Origin of the sequence: Pseudomonas baetica (genome assembly GCF_051216495.1) — a bacterium.
In the GTDB taxonomy this organism is placed as follows: domain Bacteria; phylum Pseudomonadota; class Gammaproteobacteria; order Pseudomonadales; family Pseudomonadaceae; genus Aquipseudomonas; species Aquipseudomonas baetica_B.
The window spans coordinates 1-19,038 of sequence record NZ_JBPKAM010000079.1 but is presented as its reverse complement, the minus strand read 5'-3'; the positions used below and the strand labels follow the sequence as shown (position 1 = coordinate 19,038).

The following is a 19,038-nucleotide window of genomic DNA, read 5'->3' as shown; positions in this document are numbered from 1 at the left end:
GATAAAACCAAGTCGCGCCAGGAAGTCATTTGACATTCTAGAGCATAGACTCTAAAAAGTGCCTAATTACAATAAATCCGGAGCTGACCATGACTGCCGAAATCTCCTACCTGCAAGATCTGCAGCGTCCTCTGGAAGAACTTCAAGCCCTGTTTGATGCACAACGTGCAGCCTACGCCGCCAACCCCATGCCACCGGCGGCCCAGCGCCAACAATGGCTCAAAGCGTTGCGCGACATGCTGAACAACGAACGCCAGCCCCTGATCGATGCAATCAGCCAGGATTTCAGCCACCGCAGCGCCGATGAAACCCTGCTCGCCGAACTGATGCCCAGCCTGCACGGCATCCATTACGCCAGCCGGCACCTCAAGGGCTGGATGCGGCCGTCGCGGCGCAAGGTCGGCGCAGCGTTCCAGCCGGCCTCGGCCAAAGTGGTTTACCAGCCGCTGGGGGTGGTCGGGGTGATTGTGCCGTGGAACTACCCGCTGTACCTGGCCGTCGGGCCACTGGTCGGTGCGCTATCGGCCGGTAACCGGGTCATGCTCAAACTGAGCGAATCGACCCCCGCTACCGGCTTGCTGCTCAAGGATTTGCTGGGACGAATCTTTCCCGAAGACCTGGTGTGCGTCGTACTGGGTGAAGCGGATATCGGCATGGCTTTTTCGAAGCTGCCTTTCGATCATTTGTTGTTCACCGGCGCCACCAGCATCGGCAAGCACGTGATGCGCGCCGCGGCGGAAAACCTGACCCCGGTCACCCTGGAACTGGGCGGCAAGTCCCCGGCCATTGTGTCCCGTGACGTGCCCCTCAAGGATGCCGCCGAACGCATCGCTTTCGGCAAAACCCTCAACGCAGGCCAAACCTGCGTGGCACCGGACTATGTCCTCGTGCCGGAGGACCGTGTCGGTTCGTTCGTCGAGGCTTATCGCCAGACAGTTCACGGCTTTTATCCGACGCTGGCCGATAACCCGGACTACACCGCGATCATCAATGACCGGCAACTGGCGCGACTCAACGGCTACATCAGCGACGCCACCAGCAAAGGCGCGCTGTTGGTCCCGCTGTACGAACAGGGTCAGGGCCGTCGCATGGGGCATAGCCTGCTGCTCAATGTCAGTGATGACATGACCGTGATGCAGGACGAAATCTTCGGCCCGCTGCTGCCGATCGTGCCGTACAAGGATCTGGATCAAGCGTTTTCCTACATCAACCAGCGCCCTCGGCCACTGGCGCTGTACTACTTCGGCTACGACAAGCGCGAGCAACAGCGTGTGCTGCATGAAACCCATTCCGGCGGTGTTTGCCTGAATGACACGCTGCTGCACGTCGCCCAGGACGACATGCCGTTCGGCGGTATCGGTGCCTCGGGCATGGGCCACTATCACGGTCATGAGGGTTTCCTGACCTTCAGCAAGGCCAAGGGCGTGCTGATCAAACAGCGTTTCAACGCGGCGAAACTGATCTACCCGCCGTACGGCAAATCCATCCAGAAACTAATCCAGAAACTGTTCATCCGCTAACGCTCAACGCCATCGGGTAAAAACAATAATGAGCCCAAGCCTGTCCGATACTCCCGCGCTGTCACGGCGCGGCCTGCTCAAATTCAGCCTCGGTGCCAGCGCCTTTCTCGCCACAGCCGGGTTGGGAGCAAGTCTCAGCGGTTGTTCGTCGAGCACTGCCGCCAACGGTTTCGCGGCGCTGCGCAGCGCTGACCTGCTGTTTTTGCGGGCACTGATCCCGGTAATGCTTGACGGCGCCGTGGCCGTGGATCGTCTACCCAGCGCCGTCGAAGGCACCCTGAAAAGCCTGGATAACAATCTCGATCACCTGTCGCCGGAAATGCTCAAGTTGACCCGGCAATTGTTCGACGTGTTGGGCATGGCCGTGACACGCGGGCCGCTGACCGGCATTTGGGGCAGTTGGGAAAACGCCAGCGCCGACGATATCCGGCACTTCCTCGATCGCTGGCAGAACAGTTCGCTGAGTCTGTTGCGCATGGGGCACAGCTCATTGGTGCAACTGGTGATGATGGCCTGGTACGGGCGCAAGGAATCGTGGGCGCACTGTGGGTATCCGGGACCGCCTGCGGTTTGAAACCGTATCGCCCCATTCGCGAGCAGGCTCGCTCCCACAGGGGATTGCATTGCACTTTGTGGGAGCGGGCTTGCCCGCGAAGGCGCCAGTTGCCTCACCACCGAACCCAAAATAATAAGAGAACCTGAAGATGCCCGTACCCGACCCGTTCCGCGAAGGCATGGCCCGTGGCTGGAAAACCCACGACGGCTCGCAACTGACACAGGACCTGACCCTCGAGGCGGACGTGGCGATCATCGGCAGCGGTGCCGGTGGAGGCACAACCGCCGAGATCCTCAGTGCCGCCGGCTACAAAGTGCTGCTGATCGAGGAAGGCCCGCTCAAGACCAGCAGCGATTTTAAGTTGCTCGAAGATCAGGCCTACACCAGCCTCTATCAGGAAGGCATCGGCCGCATGAGCAAGGACGGCGCGATCACCATTCTCCAGGGTCGGGCCGTGGGGGGCACCACGCTGATCAACTGGACGTCCAGTTTCCGCACCCCGCAGGCGACCCTGGAGCATTGGGCCAAGGAGCACGACGTCAAGGGCCACAGCGTGGCCGAAATGGCACCGTGGTTCGAAAAGATGGAACAACGCCTGGGCGTCGCCCCGTGGATGGTTCCACCGAACGCCAACAACGACGTGATCCGCAAGGGCTGCGAATCGCTTGGCTACAGCTGGCACGTGATCCCGCGCAATGTGCGCGGTTGCTGGAACCTGGGTTACTGCGGCATGGGCTGCCCGACCAACGCCAAGCAATCGATGATGGTCACCACCATTCCGGCCACCCTGGAAAAGGGTGGCGAACTGCTCTACCTGGCTCGCGCCGAAAAACTCGTGATCAGCGGCGACAAGGTCACCGGGCTGCACTGCGTGGCGATGGACGCGCGCTGCGTGGAGCCCACGGGTCGCAGCATTACAGTCAAGGCACGGCATTACGTGCTGGCCGGCGGCGGGATCAACAGCCCGGCGCTGCTGTTGCGTTCCGACGCGCCTGACCCGCACAAACGGCTGGGAAAACGGACCTTTCTGCATGTGGTGAACATGTCCGCCGGGCTGTTCGACGAGGTGATCAACCCGTTCTACGGGGCGCCGCAGTCGATCTATTCCGACCATTTTCAATGGCAGCACGGCGCCACCGGCAAGATGGGCTACAAACTGGAGGTACCGCCACTGCACCCGGCGCTGGCCGCAACGCTGCTCGGTGGCTTCGGCCAAGACAACGCACAGCACATGGCCAACCTGCCGCACACCCACGCCATGCTTGCGTTACTGCGTGACGGTTTCCACCCGGACAGCCCCGGCGGCAGCGTCGAACTGCGCAGCGACGGCACGCCGGTACTCGACTACCAGGTTTCACCCTATGTCTGGGAAGGCTTGCGCCGGGCGTTCCACAGCATGGCCGAGATCCAGTTCGCCGCTGGCGCCAAGGCTGTGATGCCCATGCACGCCGATGCCCGATATGTGAAAACCCTCAGCGAAGCGCAAACGTTGATCGATGGCTTGAGCCTGGAGTTGTACCGCACTCGACTGGGCAGCGCCCATGTGATGGGCGGCTGCCCCATGGGCGAAGACCCGAAAAACGCCGTGACCGACAGCCTTGGCCGGCATCACCAACTGGGTAATCTGTCGATCCATGACGGCTCGCTGTTCCCCACCAGCATTGGCGCAAACCCGCAATTATCGGTCTATGGGCTGACAGCGCAACTGGCCACTTCACTGGCCGAACGTTTAAAAAACCCATGAAAACGGCGAACATTCCCATCGTCTATAGTGCTTTCTTACCCAACAGGCGACTTGGCCGACCGGTAAGGCTGCGATACCATCCGACTCCCCAACGCACTCCCGCCAGGACGACGCGATGAACCGAGTGTTGTACCCAGGTACCTTCGACCCTATTACCAAGGGCCACGGCGATCTGGTCGAACGCGCCTCGCGCCTGTTCGATCACGTGATCATTGCGGTCGCCGCCAGCCCGAAGAAAAACCCGTTGTTTCCCCTGGAACAGCGTGTAGAGCTGGCCCGTGAGGTCACCAAACATCTGCCGAACGTTGAAGTCGTCGGCTTCTCGACACTGCTGGCGCATTTCGCCAAAGAGCAGAACGCCAACGTGTTCCTGCGTGGCTTGCGCGCGGTGTCGGACTTCGAATACGAATTCCAGCTGGCCAACATGAACCGGCAACTGGCTCCGGACGTGGAAAGTCTGTTTCTTACACCGTCCGAACGTTATTCGTTCATTTCCTCGACGCTGGTCCGCGAAATTGCAGCTTTGGGCGGCGATATCACCAAGTTCGTACACCCGGTGGTGGCGGATGCGCTGACAGAGCGCTTCAAGAAATAACCCCCCTCAATCGGCGCCCGCGTGCACAGCGGGCGCCAATGCGGCACAATTACACGCATTGATTTATTGCGCCCGGGCCCGCCGCCCCGGCTGGAGTTAGCATGTCCCTGATCATCACCGACGATTGCATCAACTGCGACGTCTGCGAACCTGAGTGCCCGAACGCCGCCATTTCCCAAGGCGAAGAGATCTACGTGATCGACCCGAACCTGTGCACGCAATGTGTCGGCCACTACGACGAACCGCAGTGCCAGCAGGTCTGCCCGGTGGATTGCATTCCACTGGACGAAGCCCATCCGGAGACTCAAGAGGAGTTGATGGAGAAGTACCGGAAGATTACCGGTAAGGCCTAAACCTTCGGTTGTCAGTGCCGACGCCTTCGCGAGCAGGCTCGCTCCCACAGGGGATCGCGTAGCTCTTTGTGGGAGCGAGCCTGCTCGCGAAAGCGTCATCAGCCACACTGAAGACGTAACAGACTCACTCCTGCTCAACCCCCTCCCCGATGCACCCCAGGCACCGCGCGAACGCCGCTTTCGCCGGATCGACCACCAACGCCTGCCCCGCATCGCCCACTCCGCCACCTAACGCGGTAAAGGGCAATGACACCACAAACACGCCCGCACCGATCACCGTCGCCGCGACCAACAACGGCCTGGCAATCAGCAGGTCGCCAATCATGGCGTAAGCGGGTGGATTCTGGATGATGTAAAGCGGATCGCCGCTGCCGCTGTTGGCAACAGCTGAGTTGCCGATGCTCAGCAGCAGCGTAACGACAAGGGTTCGAAAGAGGTTCATGGCACGGTCCTTCGGCGAGACAGTCAGTGCACTGACTATAGACCGTCGGCGTTTCAGCTCTGGCAGCGCGGGCAGAAGACGCTGGCACGCTGCCCAAGTTTCACTTCCCGCAGCTGCGTCCCGCAGACCTTGCAGTGCTCGGCGCCACGGCCGTACACGAACAGCTCCTGCTGGAAGTAGCCTGGCTGACCGTCACCGCCAATAAAGTCCCGCAGCGTGGTACCACCACGTTCGATGGCGGCGGCCAGGATGCGTTTGATCTCGATCGCCAGTTTCAGATACCGCGCACGGGAAATGCTTTTGGCCTCGCGACGCGGGTCGATACCGGCGGCGAACAGCGCTTCGGTCGCATAGATGTTGCCGACACCCACTACCACCGCGTTGTCCATGATGAACGGCTTGACCGCCATCGAACGCCCGCGGGACAGCTGGAACAAACGCTCGCCGTCGAACAGATCGGTCAGCGGCTCCGGCCCCAGGCGAATCAATAGTTCATGGTGGAGCGGATCAAGGCTCCAGAGCATCGCGCCAAACCGGCGCGGGTCGGTGTAGCGCAGGGCCAGGCCCGACTCCAGCTCGATGTCCACATGCTCGTGTTTGGCCGCGGGCGTACCCACTTCCACCAGACGCAAATTCCCCGACATGCCCAAATGACTGATCAAGGTGCCGACTTCGGCATTGATTAACAGGTACTTGGCGCGCCGCTCCACCAGCACGATGCGCTGGCCCGACAGGCGCACATCGAGGTCTTCGGGAATCGGCCAGCGCAAGCGACGATCACGCACGATCACCCGGCTGACGCGCTGGCCTTCCAGATGCGGGGCAATGCCACGGCGGGTGGTTTCGACTTCTGGCAATTCAGGCATGACGGCTCTCGAATCAGGCTTTCGAATAAGAAGAAGTTACGCTACTCAGCGGTGAGTGCCGAGGTCACGGATCGTCTGCTTGAGGGTTTCGAAGTCGTAATCCGAAAGGCCGACGTAATCGAGCACCAGATGCCCAATGCTGTTCCATTCATGGTCTTCGGTCTGGCTACCCAACACCCGATAGGACGCACAAATGTGCTCCGCCATTTTCAGGATGGCCAGCAGGTTCTTCAGCGAGCTGTTGCGCGAAGACTCATCGCTGAAGATCGCCAAGGCGTTGTGGTGATTGGCGATGGCGGCCGAAACGTGGTCCGGCAGACGCCAGGACTTGGCCGTGTAATAACCGACCACAGCGTGGTTGGTGTTGAACGCCTTGTTTTCGGTGTCCACCACCCGGCAATCGGGACCGGCGTTGGCATACGCCTGTTCCAGCACCGTCATGTAATCGGGGAAACGCTGGAGCATCAGCGGCACGCCGCAGTCGTGGAACAGGCCCAGGGCATAGGCTTCGTCGCCCGCCTGCACGCCAACGCGCTTGGCCAGGGTCAGGCAGGTCATCGCCACGTCCTGAGCGGTGTCCCAGAAGCGGTTCAAGGTGACGATGGTCTCGTCGTTCATCTCGCCTTTGATCGACTGCGCGTTGATCAGGTTGATGATCGAGCGACTGCCCAACAGATTCACTGCGCGCTGGATCGAAGCGATCTTGTTGGACAGCCCGTAGTACGGCGAATTGACGATTTTCAGCAGTGAGCCGGAAAGCCCTGGATCCTGGGAAATCAGCTTCGCGATCACGTCCAGATCCGGGTCGGGCATGTACTGCTCCATCTGCAGATCCACCATGATCTGCGGCTGGGCCGGCACACTGATGCCTTGCAGGGATTGATGGATCTGTTCGGGAGTCAACTCTTGGGACATAAGTACACACTCTGGGCCAGGCGCAGATTCTAGCTTCTAAAAGTTGGATCCGACACACCAGCGAGCACATCACTGGAACTTTCATTCACTTGAAACCGCCTTCGCGAGCAGGGGATCGCGCTGCTCTTTGTGGGAGCGAGCCTGCTCGCGAATAGGCCATCAGCGTTTCATCGCCCATCAACCCCGCCGCAGGTGCCAACACGCTATACTCCCGCTCTTTTTTCCGGAGCGACGTCATGTCCCTGCCTAGCCTGCGCCTCAAAGCCAACGCCGACCGTCGTCTGCGCAACGGTCATTTGTGGGTCTACAGCAACGAAATCGATGTAGCCGCCACCCCTCTGCACGGTTTCAAGGCCGGTGATCAGGCGATTCTCGAGGCTGCCGGCGGCAAGCCGCTGGGCATCGTCGCCATGAGCCCGAACAACCTGATCTGCGCCCGCGTCCTGTCGCGCGACATCAAGTTGCCGCTGGACAAGTCGCTGCTGGTGCATCGCCTTAACGTGGCCCTGTCGATTCGCGATCGCCTGTTCGACAAGCCGTTCTATCGCCTGGTCTACGGCGACTCCGACCTGCTGCCGGGCCTGGTGGTCGACCGTTTCGGCGACATCCTGGTGGTGCAGATCGCTTCGGCGACCATGGAAGCCCACAAGGATGACGTGATCGCGGCCCTGACCCAGGTGCTCAAGCCAAGCGGCATCCTGTTCAAGAACGACTCCGCCGCTCGTGACGCCGAAGGTCTCACCCGCTACGTCGAAACCGTGTTCGGCCTGGTGCCGGAGTGGGTCGCGCTGGAAGAGAACGGCGTGAAATTCGAAGCCCCGGTCATCCAGGGCCAGAAAACCGGCTGGTTCTACGACCACCGCATGAACCGCGCGCGCCTGGCACCTTATGCCAAGGGCAAACGCGTACTGGACCTGTACAGCTACATCGGCGGCTGGGGCGTACAAGCGGCCGCATTCGGCGCCAGTGAAGTGTTCTGCGTCGACGCATCGGGCTTCGCCCTCGACGGCGTCGAGCGCAACGCGGCGCTGAACGGTTTCGCCGACAAAATGACCTGCATCGAAGGCGACGTGTTCGAAGCCCTCAAAGAGCTGAAAGCCAGCGAAGAACGCTTCGACGTGATCGTGGCCGACCCGCCCGCCTTCATCAAACGCAAGAAAGACATGAAAAACGGCGAAGGCGCCTACCGCCGTCTGAACGAGCAAGCCATGCGCCTGCTGACCAAGGACGGCATCCTCGTCAGCGCCTCCTGCTCGATGCACCTGCCGGAAGACGACCTGCAAAACATCCTGCTGACCAGCGCCCGCCACCTGGACCGCAATATCCAGATGCTTGAGCGTGGTGGTCAGGGGCCGGATCATCCGGTGCATCCGGCGATTGCCGAGACGCGCTACATCAAGAGCATTACTTGCCGGTTGCTGCCGAATAGCTAACAACCCGGCTTCTCTGTAGGAGCGAGCTCGCTCGCGATGGTCGCCAACGATAACGCTGGAAACCTGACACCCAGCGGCGTCCTTGAGTTCATCGCGAGCATGCTCGCTCCTACAGGTTTCGCGACACATCCTGATCCACTGTCGATACGACAACCTCCCGCTCCACACCTACCGTTTCTCTTCCAATCCCGAAGAGGACAACGGAATGTCCAGCAAACCCAAAGCCCATCGATTACGCACCGGCCGCCACTCGGAACCCGGTCGCATTTATCTGCTGACAGCAGTCACTTATGAACGACAGCCGATCTTCCGGGACTGGCGCACTGGTCGCGTTCTGGTGAACGAGTTCAGAAGAGCGCAAGAAACCGGCAACGCCACTTCCATTGCCTGGGTAGTCATGCCGGATCACTTTCACTGGCTGGTTGAGTTGCATAACGGTGATTTACCCAGGCTGATGCAAGCCACCAAATCCCGCTGCGCACGACACATCAATCAGAACCGGAATCTGAGCGCACCCGTATGGCAAAAAGGCTACTTCGACCGAGCCCTGCGCCACGAGGAAGACCTTAAGGCGGCAGCCCGGTACATCATCGCCAACCCCCTACGAGCCGGACTTGCCACTCACGTAGGCGACTACCCGCTTTGGGATGCCATCTGGCTCTGATGCCCCCCCGCCTGTAGGAGCGAGCTTGCTCGCGATGGTCGTCAACGATAACGCTGGCGACCTGACACCCCGCAGCGGTCTCGGTTTTTTCGCGAGCAAGCTCGCTCCTACAATAGATTCAGAAGTGTCCCACGCTTACTGCATTGACTTACCCGAGCATCAAATCAATCCTCGCTCCCTCCTCACGGATCGAGCGCACTGTTTGATGACTTACATCACACATTCCAATGAGAAGACGTCGATCATCCTGCTGCTGATGACCGTGACCTTGATTTCTGTCTTCCCGATCGACGTAATCCTGCCCTCCTTCCCCGCCCTTTCCGACCATTTCCAGATCCCGCCAGCCGATGTTGCTCTGTCCGTCGGTCTTTTCGTGGTTAGCCTGGCGTTGTCCATCATGCTGGTTGGGCCTCTTTCGGACATGTGGGGCCGCAAGAAGCTGCTACTGGGAGGTATTGCCATCGCTGCACTTGGAGCGGCTGGCTGCATGTTTGCCACCGACTACAGCTGGTTTTTGGGGTTCCGCATGCTCCAGGCGATTGGTTGCGGTTCGTTTTCGCTATCACAGGCGCTTGTGCAGGATTTGTTCAGCGGTCGTGAGCGGGAGCGAATCAGGATCTGGCTGGTGACGGCGGGAGGCGTGTTCATTTCGATTTCACCGCTTCTGGGGACCTGGTTGCAGCTCTATCTTGGCTGGCAAGGCAGTTTTTATGTATTTATCACACTGGCACTGGTTGTCTGGTTTCGAGCCTACTGGGTGATCGAGGAAATCCCGCCTCGTCAAAAGACGTCGCACAGGGGATTTTTCAGCGTTTATTGGCGGTTATGTTCGGATGCACGATTCATGGGGTACTGGCTGATATCGGCACTTGCCTTCGCCTGTCATTTTTCCTTTATCGTGACTTCACCCATCATTTTCATGGAGCGTCTGGCGCTCTCACCGTACGAGTTCGCCTGGGTAATGTTGCTGTATGGCGTGGCTTATGTATTCGGGGGAGTACTGGCCAACGTGCTGCATCGAATCCTGCAAGCCAACGCCCAGATCATTATTGGCTTGGGCCTGATCGCCATTTCCGGTGCAGTCATGCTGTGGCTGATCCACCAGTTCGGTCTTAATGCAGCTCTGGTGCTGATTTCCATGCTGATTTGCACCATCGGAACCACCATTATCAGGCCAATCATCAACTCCAAAGCCATGAATCTCTATCCGCAAAATGCCGGGGCGTCCACTTCAGTTGGCGCCCTGTTGATCTTCATGCTCGGTGGCGTGATCAGCTCGTTGATCAATTTCATTCCAGAGGACCCTGCCACGACCCTGGCCTTTGGCTTTCTGACGCTGAGCGCTGCGGGACTTGGCGTAAACACGTTGATCACCTGTAGGAACGAGCTCGCTCGCGATGGTCGTCAACGATAACGCTGGTTGCCTGACACCCCGTGGTGTTCTTGAGTCCATCGCGAGCTCGCTCCTACAAGGGGCGATCGCCGAACGTCTTGTGAATGCGCGCAGGCATTCCCTCCAGCCGCCAGCCGTGTAGAATCGCGAACATTCATCGCCAGTCATCCCCGGCGGGTTTATGAGCTCAAGCTGAAGCGCGCGGCGATCCCGCAAAGTTATCGGCAACCTTTGGACACACGGCCATTTCCGAGTACTCCAGACGTCACTAGAAGCTCACTTCCCTTTTGATACCTGATTAGCCGCCCGGAGTGCTTCATGCCTGATTACCGCTCGAAAACATCCACCCACGGCCGCAACATGGCCGGTGCCCGCGCACTGTGGCGCGCCACGGGGATGAAAGATGACGACTTCAAAAAGCCGATCATCGCCATTGCCAACTCCTTCACCCAGTTCGTACCGGGCCACGTGCACCTGAAAGACCTGGGCCAACTGGTTGCTCGCGAAATCGAACGCGCTGGCGGCGTGGCAAAAGAATTCAACACCATCGCGGTCGACGACGGCATCGCCATGGGCCACGACGGCATGCTGTACTCGCTGCCGAGCCGCGAGATCATCGCCGACTCCGTCGAGTACATGGTCAACGCCCACTGCGCCGACGCCATCGTCTGCATCTCCAACTGCGACAAGATCACCCCCGGCATGCTGATGGCCGCCCTGCGCCTGAACATCCCGGTGATCTTCGTGTCCGGCGGCCCGATGGAAGCCGGCAAGACCAAACTGGCCAGCCACGGTCTCGACCTGGTCGACGCCATGGTGATCGCCGCCGACTCCAGCGCTTCTGACGAGAAGGTTGCCGAGTACGAGCGCAGCGCCTGCCCGACCTGCGGTTCGTGCTCCGGCATGTTCACCGCCAACTCGATGAACTGCCTGACCGAAGCCCTGGGCCTGGCCCTGCCGGGCAACGGTTCGACCCTGGCCACCCACAGCGACCGCGAGCAGCTGTTCCTGCAGGCCGGCCGCACCATCGTCGAGCTGTGCAAGCGTTACTACGGCGAGAACGATCAGTCGGTGCTGCCACGCAACATCGCCAACTTCGAAGCGTTCGAAAACGCCATGATGCTCGACATCGCCATGGGCGGTTCGACCAACACCATCCTGCACTTGCTGGCCGCCGCCCAGGAAGCCGAGATCAACTTCGACCTGCGCGATATCGATCGCCTGTCGCGCAAAGTGCCGCAACTGTGCAAGGTCGCGCCGAACATCCAGAAGTACCACATGGAAGACGTGCACCGTGCCGGCGGGATCTTCAGCATCCTCGGCTCGCTGGCCCGTGGCGGCCTGCTGCACACCCAACTGCCGACCGTACACAGCCGCAGCATGGAAGAAGCCATCGCCAAGTGGGACATCACCCAGACCAACGACGAAGCGGTGCACCACTTCTTCAAGGCAGGTCCGGCAGGCATCCCGACGCAAACCGCGTTCAGCCAGTCGACCCGCTGGGAAACCCTGGACGATGACCGTGAAAACGGCTGCATCCGCAGTTTCGAACACGCCTATTCGAAAGAAGGCGGCCTGGCCGTGCTGTACGGCAACATCGCCCTGGACGGCTGCGTGGTGAAAACCGCCGGCGTCGACGAGTCGATCCACGTCTTCGAAGGCAACGCCAAGATCTTCGAAAGCCAGGACAGCGCGGTACGCGGCATCCTCGCCGACGAAGTGAAGGAAGGCGACATCGTCATCATTCGCTACGAAGGTCCGAAAGGCGGCCCGGGCATGCAGGAAATGCTCTACCCGACTTCCTACCTGAAATCCAAAGGCCTGGGCAAAGCCTGCGCCTTGCTCACCGACGGCCGCTTCTCCGGCGGCACCTCGGGCCTGTCCATCGGCCACGCTTCTCCGGAAGCAGCTGCCGGTGGCGCGATCGGTCTGGTGCAGGATGGCGACAAGGTGCTGATCGATATTCCGAACCGCTCGATCAACCTGTTGATCAGCGACGAAGAACTGGCCGCGCGCCGCGTCGAGCAGGACAAGAAAGGCTGGAAACCGGTGGAAGTGCGTCCACGTAAAGTGACCACTGCGCTGAAAGCCTATGCCCTGCTGGCCACCAGTGCCGACAAGGGTGCGGTGCGTAACAAGGCGATGCTGGACGGGCTGTAAGCGTCAGTAGCGACCATAAAAATGCCCCGCCAAGTGCGGGGCATTTTTGTTTCTGCCGGTCACCTTTCACCTGTAGGAGCGAGCATGCTCGCGATGGACGACAGGGCTCCGCGGGGTATCAGGCAGCCAGCGTCATCGTTGACGACCATCGCGAGCAGGCTCGCTCCTACAGTGAAGCAAAATCCTTACTGAATCTCTTCAGGCTTCACGATCACCCAGTTCTTGTCCGCCGTCACCGTCAACCCTTCCTTGGCCTGGGCCGCGGCGTGCTTGGCCATCATGCCGTTGATCTGGGTCATGTACTTGTCCTTGCGGTTGACCCACAGGTGGATGCCGCCCTTGGCCACATCGACATCATGGAACAGCATGTAACCGTCGCTGCTCGGGGTATCGCCGCCCACCAGGACCGGTTTTTTCCATTCATCGATGTAGGTCAGGATCGCCGCATGCTTACCGGCCATCCAGGTTGCCGGAGTCCAGAGGTAAGGCGTCAGTTCCAGGCCAAGATTGGCCTTCTCGTCATACTTGCCGGCGGTGATCTGTTTGCGCGCGGTGGTCAGTTCGCCAGTCTTTTGGTCCTTGAGCAGCAAGGACACGCCGATCACGTTCTGCGGTTTGACGTTGTAGCCGTACTTCGGATCGGACGCGACCATGCGCACCAGTTCTTCCGAGGCGGCGGTCATCACGTAGACCTCGATGCCGTTTTCCATGAGCTTGTTGTACAGCTCTTGCTGGCCGGTGAAGATTTTCGGCGGGTTGACGTCGAGTTTCTTGACCACATCGCCTTCGTAATAGGTGGCCGGCACCGGCTTGCCGGACGCCATCATTTCATCGACGTAGCCCTTGAGCTCCTTGAGCGTGAATCCGGAAAACACCTGGGCAACCCATGGGTAGCAAACCATGTCGTCGACTTCACAGAGGCGGTAGTAGTAACTGAACAGGCTTTCCTTGTGGTCGGCGGTGTCCTTGAATGGCATCAACTTCAGGGAGGGATCGAGCTTGTCGCGGGTGATCAGGCCCTTGTTCTCCATGAACGGCAGCAGCGACTCTTCGAGGTCATAGCGGTAACTGGTGTTGTCCATGTCGAACACTGCGTAGTTACCCTTGTTGGCGTTGGCGGCGATCATCGCGTCCAGCGCCTTGGCCTGATCGGCTGGCCAGTGCTTCAAATCCGTTGCGAACACTTGGCCAGCAAGACCAAGGCAAAGTGCAGCAGCGAGTAATTTCGGTGCGAACTTCATTGATGTTTCTCCCTGAGTGAAAGACATCGACGCTAACAAATAAGTGTGACAGTCCTCGTCTGTCAGCGACCGCCAACGTACCTTTCGCGCCAGCTGCATCCTCAAGAGCGACATGCGCTTATTCCGAAAACGACGGATGCCAGACGTTTTCGGTATTAATTCATTGGAAATCAAGCTGTTAGGCTTACCGGTTCGCAACTGCCCCGGAAGGCAGTTGGCACATGTCTAATGGGAGTTCCAATGAATCTGCCGCTGATTCTCAATCTGCTGGTGTTCCTCGCCCTGCTCCTGGGCCTGGCACAAACTCGCCACACCACCTGGAGCCTGGCAAAGAAAGTCCTGCTCGCACTGGTGCTGGGCGTGGTGTTCGGTGTGGCGCTGCACACGATCTACGGGACCGGCAACCCAGTGCTGAAAGCTTCGATCGGCTGGTTCGATCTGGTGGGCAACGGTTACGTGCAACTGCTGCAAATGATCGTGATCCCGCTGGTATTCGCCTCGATCCTCAGCGCCGTGGCCCGCCTGCACAATGCTACATCGCTGGGCAAAATCAGCTTCCTGACCATCGGTACATTGCTGTTCACCACCGCCATCGCGGCGCTGATCGGCATCGGCCTGACCAACCTGTTCGGCTTGACCGCTGAAGGCCTGGTGGCCGGCACCCAGGAACTGGCGCGCCTGCAAATCATCCAGTCCGATTATGCGGGCAAGGTCGCCGACCTGAATGTGCCGCAGCTATTGCTGTCGTTCATCCCGCAAAACCCCTTCGCCGACTTGGCACGAGCCAAACCGACGTCGATCATCAGCGTGGTGATCTTCGCCGCCTTCCTCGGTGTCGCAGCGTTGCAACTGCTCAAGGATGACGCGGAAAAAGGTCAGAAAGTGATCAACGCCATCGACACCCTGCAAGCCTGGGTGACGCGTCTGGTACGCCTGGTGATGAAGTTGACCCCGTACGGCGTGCTGGCGCTGATGACCAAAGTGGTTGCCGGCTCCAACCTGCAAGACATCATCAAGCTCGGCAGTTTCGTGGTGGTGTCCTACATCGGCCTGGGCCTGATGTTTGTGGTCCACGGCCTGCTGGTGTCCGCTGCGGGGATCCATCCACTGCGTTTCTTCCGCAAGATTTGGCCGGTGCTGACGTTCGCCTTCACCAGCCGTTCCAGCGCCGCGACCATTCCGTTGAGCATCGAAGTTCAGACCAGTCGCCTGGGCATTCCGCAGTCCGTCGCCAGCTTCGCCGCTTCGTTCGGCGCGACCATCGGCCAGAATGGCTGTGCCGGTCTGTACCCGGCTATGTTGGCGGTGATGGTGGCGCCGACCGTGGGCATCAACCCGCTGGACCCGCTGTGGATCGCTACGCTGGTGGCGATTGTGACCTTGAGTTCGGCCGGGGTGGCTGGTGTGGGCGGCGGTGCGACCTTTGCCGCGCTGATCGTGTTGCCGGCGATGGGCTTGCCGGTTTCACTGGTGGCGTTGCTGATTTCGGTCGAGCCGTTGATCGATATGGGGCGTACGGCGTTGAACGTGAGCGGTTCGATCACGGCTGGGGCGATTACCAGCCAGGTGATGCAGCAAACGGATAAAGAAGTGCTGGATGCGGATGAGCATTCGGCGTTGGCGCATGCTTGAGTAGCGCCTGATAAATTGCTATCGCCAGCAGGCTGGCTCCCACAGGGATTTTGGGTGTTCACACAATCTGTGTTTCACCTCAAAACCACTGTGGGAGCCAGCCTGCTGGCGATGCTTTTAGGCTTTTTCCCAGACTTCGAAGTTGTACGCCGGCTTGTCGCCTTCCGCCGGATTCGGAACATTCGACACCAGTTTCCACTGCTGCTGATCAAACTCCGGAAACCATGCATCCCCAACCGGGCTCAGCGCCACGCGGGTCAGGTACAACCGATCAGCCTGCGCCATTCCTTGCGCGTACAACTGCGCCCCGCCAATCAGCATCAGCTCATCGACGCCCCGCTCCTTCGCCCATTCTTCGGCGCGAACCACGGCGGCTTCCAGCGACGGATAAACCTCCGCACCCTCCAGCACCAGATCCGCCTGACGGCTGACCACGATGTTCAGACGACCCGGCAACGGGCGGCCGAGGGAATCCCAGGTCTTGCGACCCATGATGATCGGCTTACCCAGGGTGGTGGCCTTGAAGTATTTGAAGTCCCCCGGCAAGTGCCAGGGCATGCTGTTGTCGACGCCGATCACACGGTTTTCACCGAGGGCTGCGATCAGGCTTAAGGGGAGTGATTTAGTCATGCCGGCGAGGATACCAGAGCCTTGCTTTCGCCGATAAGCGCCACAGCGGTTATGCTCACAGCTCAATTGAGCGACGGGATGCCGCGTGACTGAACTGAATAACCTCTGGCTGACAGAAACCATCCGCCTGCGCGAAGAACACGCCGGGCCCCTGGAGGATCTGGAAGCCAACCGCCTGGCCCGCAGCGCGGGCGGCGACTTGCCAACACGCATTCAACGCCGGGCTCTGTGGCTGGCCGAACGGGATGGCTTAAGCAGCGCGCTCGTACATTGGTTGCAAGGCGCGCGACTGGCACTGATCGTGTTGGCGGTGCTGGCTGTGGTCAGCGGCGCCGGCCTGGCGTTTGCCGCACTGGGTGACGGCCAGGCGCCGGTGAATGTGTTCTGGGCCTTGGGCAGCCTGCTCGGGCTCAACCTGATTTTGCTGCTTGGCTGGGTCCTGGGCCTGGTGTTTGCCGGCGAACAGGGGGCAACACTGGGACGCTTGTGGCTGTGGCTCAGCGAAAAACTCGCCCGCGACGCCAAGGCTGCGCAATTGGCACCCGCCCTGCTCCTGTTATTGCAACGACAGAAACTCAATCGCTGGGCCATCGGCGTGCTGGTCAACAGTGTGTGGTTGCTGGCGATGCTCAGTGCGCTGGCCATTCTGCTGACGTTGATGGCGACCCGGCGTTACGGCTTCGTCTGGGAAACCACGATCCTCAGCGCAGACACCTTTATCACCGTGACTCAAGCCCTAGGCGCCCTGCCGGGCCTGCTCGGTTTCAGCGTGCCCACCGTGGACATGATCCGCGCCAGCGGCGATGCCGCGCTGAACATCGAAAGCGCTCGGCAAGCCTGGGCAGCGTGGCTGGTGGGTGTGTTGCTGGTCTATGGCGTGCTGCCGCGAATGCTATTGGCGCTGTTTTGCCTGTGGCGCTGGAAATCAGGCAAAGCAGCCCTGCATCTGGATCTGAACCTGCCGGGCTACGCACAACTGCGCGAACGCCTGATGCCTACGAGCGAACGCCTGGGGGTCAGCGATGCGGCGCCAGAGCAATTGCATCGGGTCGAAAGCGGTGTCAGCGACCAGCAAAGCGACGGCGCCTTGCTGGTGGCCATCGAGCTGGATGATCAACGCCCGTGGCCACCTCAACTGCCGAAAAACGTCAGCGATGCCGGGATCCTCGACAGTCGTGAATCGCGGCACAAACTCCTCGAACAACTCAGCCGCTTCCCCCCGGCTCGACTGGCCATCGCCTGCGATCCGCGACGCTCGCCGGATCGCGGCAGTCTGGCACTGATCGCCGAACTGGCCCGCAGTGCCAGTGCTACCCGTGTCTGGCTGCTGCAAGCGCCGCCCGGTGAAGCGCTGGATGCGGAGCGCCTGGGTGATTGGCACGTGGCGCTGCAACAACTGGAACTGCCCTTTGCCGATAACGCGCCGTTGAATTGGCTGGAGACGGGTCATGATTGATGCCAGAACAGCGCCTCTGAAACTTGCCGTAGTCGGCCACACCAACGTCGGTAAAACCTCATTGCTACGCACCCTGACCCGTGACGTGGGCTTCGGCGAAGTGTCCCATCGCCCGAGCACCACGCGGCATGTAGAGGGTGCTCGTTTATCCGTGGACGGCGAGCCCTTGCTCGACCTGTTCGACACCCCAGGCCTTGAAGACGCCATCGCTCTGCTCGATTACCTCGAACGCCTGGAACGTCCCGGCGAACGCCTTGATGGCCCGGCGCGGCTGGCGCGGTTCCTGGAAGGAAGCGAAGCGCGGCAGCGGTTCGAACAGGAGGCCAAGGTGCTGCGGCAATTGCTGACCTGCGATGCGGGCCTCTATGTGATCGACGCCCGTGAACCGGTGCTGGCCAAGTACCGTGATGAACTGGAGGTGCTGGCCGGGTGTGGCAAACCGTTGCTGCCGGTGCTGAACTTCGTCAGCAGCGACAATCACCGCGAACCCGCGTGGCGCGAAGCACTGGCACGCCTCGGTTTGCATGCATTGGTGCGCTTCGACAGCGTGGCGCCCCCGGAAGATGGCGAGCGCCGGCTGTATGAAAGCCTCGCACTCCTGCTTGAACATGCCCGCCCGCAACTGGAGCGGTTGATTGCCGATCAGCAGGCGCAGCGTCAAGCGCGTCAGCAAAGTGCAGCGCGGCTGATCGCCGAATTATTGATCGATTGCGCCGCCTGCCGTCGCAGCGTGGCCAGCGATGCCGAGCAGGAACAGCAAGCCATCGGCGAACTGCGCAAAGCCGTTCGCCAACGGGAACAGCGTTGCGTCGAAGCGCTGCTCAAGCTCTATGCGTTTCGCCCACAAGACGCGGCGGCCAGTGACTTGCCGCTGCTCGACGGCCGTTGGGGTGATGATCTGTTCAACCCGGAAACCCTCAAGCAATTGGGTGTGCGGGTCGGTGGCGGTATCGCGGCCGGCGCGGCAGCCGGGGCCGGGGTCGACTTGCTGGTGGGCGGCATTACCCTCGGTGCCGCCGCACTGGCTGGCGCCATTGCCGGTGGCGCCCTGCAAACCGCACGCAGTTACGGCAACCGGTTGCTGGGCAAGATCAAAGGCCAGCGTGAACTGACCGTGGATGACCATGTGCTGCGGCTTTTGGCGCTGCGCCAGCGCCAACTGCTGCACGCGCTGGATGCCCGTGGGCATGCGGCGATGGACAGCATTCAAGTGGCGACACCTCAAGACAAGTCCTGGCGCGAGGGCAAACTGCCGGAAGCCTTGAGTAAGGCGCGGGCGCATCCGCAGTGGTCGTCGCTCAATGCTCACGCGAAATTGAATCAGGCGGAGCGGCAGGAGCAGATAGAGGAACTGGCGCGACAACTTTAATGAACTGACGGGCCCCTTCGCGAGCAGGCTCGCTCCCACAGTGACCACATTCCCCTGTGGGAGCGAGCC

The 19,038-nt window shown here is 60.4% G+C and carries 17 protein-coding genes; 12 read left to right on the top strand and 5 right to left on the bottom strand.

Features of this window, described 5'->3' with window-relative positions:
* The first annotated feature begins 89 nt into the window (after positions 1–89).
* From ACSFE6_RS23295 to ACSFE6_RS23275, 5 genes are all read left to right on the top strand, one after another.
* Positions 90–1,520, top strand: a complete 1,431-nt coding sequence (locus tag ACSFE6_RS23295) for a coniferyl aldehyde dehydrogenase (RefSeq protein WP_435429784.1) — start codon at positions 90–92, stop codon at positions 1,518–1,520.
* A gap of 28 nt (positions 1,521–1,548) precedes the next feature.
* Positions 1,549–2,094, top strand: coding sequence for a twin-arginine translocation pathway signal protein (locus ACSFE6_RS23290; protein WP_435429783.1), 546 nt, complete (start codon positions 1,549–1,551; stop codon positions 2,092–2,094).
* 130 nt (positions 2,095–2,224) lie between these two features.
* Positions 2,225–3,820, top strand: coding sequence for a GMC family oxidoreductase N-terminal domain-containing protein (locus ACSFE6_RS23285; protein ID WP_435429782.1), 1,596 nt, complete (start codon positions 2,225–2,227; stop codon positions 3,818–3,820).
* A 115-nt stretch (positions 3,821–3,935) separates the two neighbouring features.
* Positions 3,936–4,415, top strand: a complete 480-nt coding sequence (gene coaD / locus ACSFE6_RS23280; protein ID WP_007939322.1) for a pantetheine-phosphate adenylyltransferase — start codon at positions 3,936–3,938, stop codon at positions 4,413–4,415.
* A gap of 101 nt (positions 4,416–4,516) precedes the next feature.
* Positions 4,517–4,768, top strand: a complete 252-nt coding sequence (locus ACSFE6_RS23275; protein ID WP_085723842.1) for a YfhL family 4Fe-4S dicluster ferredoxin — start codon at positions 4,517–4,519, stop codon at positions 4,766–4,768.
* Between the two features lie 124 nt (positions 4,769–4,892).
* Here the strand turns inward: ACSFE6_RS23275 and ACSFE6_RS23270 are convergent, their stop codons facing one another.
* The 3 genes from ACSFE6_RS23270 to ACSFE6_RS23260 are packed head-to-tail and all read right to left on the bottom strand — an operon-like array spanning position 4,893 to position 6,937.
* Positions 4,893–5,210 carry a multidrug transporter gene (locus ACSFE6_RS23270; protein ID WP_435429781.1) on the bottom strand — a complete coding sequence of 106 codons (318 nt, stop codon included), beginning with the start codon at positions 5,208–5,210 and terminating at the stop codon, positions 4,893–4,895.
* Positions 5,211–5,263: 53 nt separating this feature from the next.
* Positions 5,264–6,076 (bottom strand): bifunctional DNA-formamidopyrimidine glycosylase/DNA-(apurinic or apyrimidinic site) lyase, encoded by an 813-nt coding sequence (mutM, locus tag ACSFE6_RS23265; protein ID WP_435429780.1) that lies wholly within the window; start codon positions 6,074–6,076, stop codon positions 5,264–5,266.
* 45 nt (positions 6,077–6,121) lie between these two features.
* Positions 6,122–6,937, bottom strand: a complete 816-nt coding sequence (locus ACSFE6_RS23260) for an HDOD domain-containing protein (RefSeq protein ID WP_435429796.1) — start codon at positions 6,935–6,937, stop codon at positions 6,122–6,124.
* A 290-nt stretch (positions 6,938–7,227) separates the two neighbouring features.
* Here ACSFE6_RS23260 and ACSFE6_RS23255 point away from each other — a divergent pair, with 290 nt between their 5' ends.
* The 4 genes from ACSFE6_RS23255 to ilvD all read left to right on the top strand — a co-directional run bounded on the left by ACSFE6_RS23255 (position 7,228) and on the right by ilvD (position 12,641).
* Complete coding sequence (locus ACSFE6_RS23255) at positions 7,228–8,424, top strand: class I SAM-dependent rRNA methyltransferase (protein WP_435429779.1); 1,197 nt, start codon at positions 7,228–7,230, stop codon at positions 8,422–8,424.
* Between the two features lie 205 nt (positions 8,425–8,629).
* Positions 8,630–9,088 (top strand): REP-associated tyrosine transposase, encoded by a 459-nt coding sequence (locus ACSFE6_RS23250; RefSeq protein WP_435429778.1) that lies wholly within the window; start codon positions 8,630–8,632, stop codon positions 9,086–9,088.
* Positions 9,089–9,293: 205 nt separating this feature from the next.
* Positions 9,294–10,502 carry an MFS transporter gene (locus ACSFE6_RS23245; protein ID WP_435429795.1) on the top strand — a complete coding sequence of 403 codons (1,209 nt, stop codon included), beginning with the start codon at positions 9,294–9,296 and terminating at the stop codon, positions 10,500–10,502.
* Positions 10,503–10,799: 297 nt separating this feature from the next.
* Positions 10,800–12,641 carry a dihydroxy-acid dehydratase gene (gene ilvD, locus ACSFE6_RS23240; RefSeq protein ID WP_435429777.1) on the top strand — a complete coding sequence of 614 codons (1,842 nt, stop codon included), beginning with the start codon at positions 10,800–10,802 and terminating at the stop codon, positions 12,639–12,641.
* 185 nt (positions 12,642–12,826) lie between these two features.
* Here ilvD and ACSFE6_RS23235 read toward each other — a convergent pair whose 3' ends face one another.
* Positions 12,827–13,882: a haloacid dehalogenase-like hydrolase gene (locus tag ACSFE6_RS23235; RefSeq protein WP_435429776.1), complete on the bottom strand. Its 1,056-nt coding sequence runs from the start codon at positions 13,880–13,882 to the stop codon at positions 12,827–12,829.
* A 240-nt stretch (positions 13,883–14,122) separates the two neighbouring features.
* Here ACSFE6_RS23235 and ACSFE6_RS23230 point away from each other — a divergent pair, with 240 nt between their 5' ends.
* Positions 14,123–15,514, top strand: a complete 1,392-nt coding sequence (locus ACSFE6_RS23230; protein WP_435429775.1) for an L-cystine transporter — start codon at positions 14,123–14,125, stop codon at positions 15,512–15,514.
* A 117-nt stretch (positions 15,515–15,631) separates the two neighbouring features.
* Here ACSFE6_RS23230 and ACSFE6_RS23225 read toward each other — a convergent pair whose 3' ends face one another.
* On the bottom strand, positions 15,632–16,144 hold the full coding sequence (locus ACSFE6_RS23225; protein ID WP_435429774.1) for a dihydrofolate reductase: 513 nt from the start codon (positions 16,142–16,144) through the stop codon (positions 15,632–15,634).
* Positions 16,145–16,229: 85 nt separating this feature from the next.
* Here ACSFE6_RS23225 and ACSFE6_RS23220 point away from each other — a divergent pair, with 85 nt between their 5' ends.
* The gene (locus ACSFE6_RS23220) at positions 16,230–17,600 is read left to right on the top strand and encodes a DUF2868 domain-containing protein (protein WP_435429773.1); all 1,371 of its coding nucleotides are present in this window, start codon (positions 16,230–16,232) and stop codon (positions 17,598–17,600) included.
* A complete protein-coding gene (locus ACSFE6_RS23215; protein ID WP_435429772.1) occupies positions 17,593–18,969 on the top strand; it encodes a GTPase/DUF3482 domain-containing protein in 1,377 nt (458 codons plus the stop codon). The genes ACSFE6_RS23220 and ACSFE6_RS23215 overlap by 8 nt, the downstream gene beginning before the upstream one ends.
* The last annotated feature ends 69 nt before the right edge of the window (positions 18,970–19,038 follow it).

Bases quoted from the DNA above. Each gene is read 5' to 3' on its own strand.
- ACSFE6_RS23295 (WP_435429784.1), top strand. From the start codon at position 90: ATGACTGCCGAAATCTCCTACCTGCAAGATCTGCAGCGTCCTCTGGAA.
- ACSFE6_RS23290 (WP_435429783.1), top strand. From the start codon at position 1,549: ATGAGCCCAAGCCTGTCCGATACTCCCGCGCTGTCACGGCGCGGCCTG.
- ACSFE6_RS23285 (WP_435429782.1), top strand. From the start codon at position 2,225: ATGCCCGTACCCGACCCGTTCCGCGAAGGCATGGCCCGTGGCTGGAAA.
- coaD (WP_007939322.1), top strand. From the start codon at position 3,936: ATGAACCGAGTGTTGTACCCAGGTACCTTCGACCCTATTACCAAGGGC.
- ACSFE6_RS23275 (WP_085723842.1), top strand. From the start codon at position 4,517: ATGTCCCTGATCATCACCGACGATTGCATCAACTGCGACGTCTGCGAA.
- ACSFE6_RS23270 (WP_435429781.1), bottom strand. From the start codon at position 5,210: ATGAACCTCTTTCGAACCCTTGTCGTTACGCTGCTGCTGAGCATCGGC.
- mutM (WP_435429780.1), bottom strand. From the start codon at position 6,076: ATGCCTGAATTGCCAGAAGTCGAAACCACCCGCCGTGGCATTGCCCCG.
- ACSFE6_RS23255 (WP_435429779.1), top strand. From the start codon at position 7,228: ATGTCCCTGCCTAGCCTGCGCCTCAAAGCCAACGCCGACCGTCGTCTG.
- ACSFE6_RS23250 (WP_435429778.1), top strand. From the start codon at position 8,630: ATGTCCAGCAAACCCAAAGCCCATCGATTACGCACCGGCCGCCACTCG.
- ACSFE6_RS23245 (WP_435429795.1), top strand. From the start codon at position 9,294: ATGACTTACATCACACATTCCAATGAGAAGACGTCGATCATCCTGCTG.
- ilvD (WP_435429777.1), top strand. From the start codon at position 10,800: ATGCCTGATTACCGCTCGAAAACATCCACCCACGGCCGCAACATGGCC.
- ACSFE6_RS23235 (WP_435429776.1), bottom strand. From the start codon at position 13,882: ATGAAGTTCGCACCGAAATTACTCGCTGCTGCACTTTGCCTTGGTCTT.
- ACSFE6_RS23230 (WP_435429775.1), top strand. From the start codon at position 14,123: ATGAATCTGCCGCTGATTCTCAATCTGCTGGTGTTCCTCGCCCTGCTC.
- ACSFE6_RS23225 (WP_435429774.1), bottom strand. From the start codon at position 16,144: ATGACTAAATCACTCCCCTTAAGCCTGATCGCAGCCCTCGGTGAAAAC.
- ACSFE6_RS23215 (WP_435429772.1), top strand. From the start codon at position 17,593: ATGATTGATGCCAGAACAGCGCCTCTGAAACTTGCCGTAGTCGGCCAC.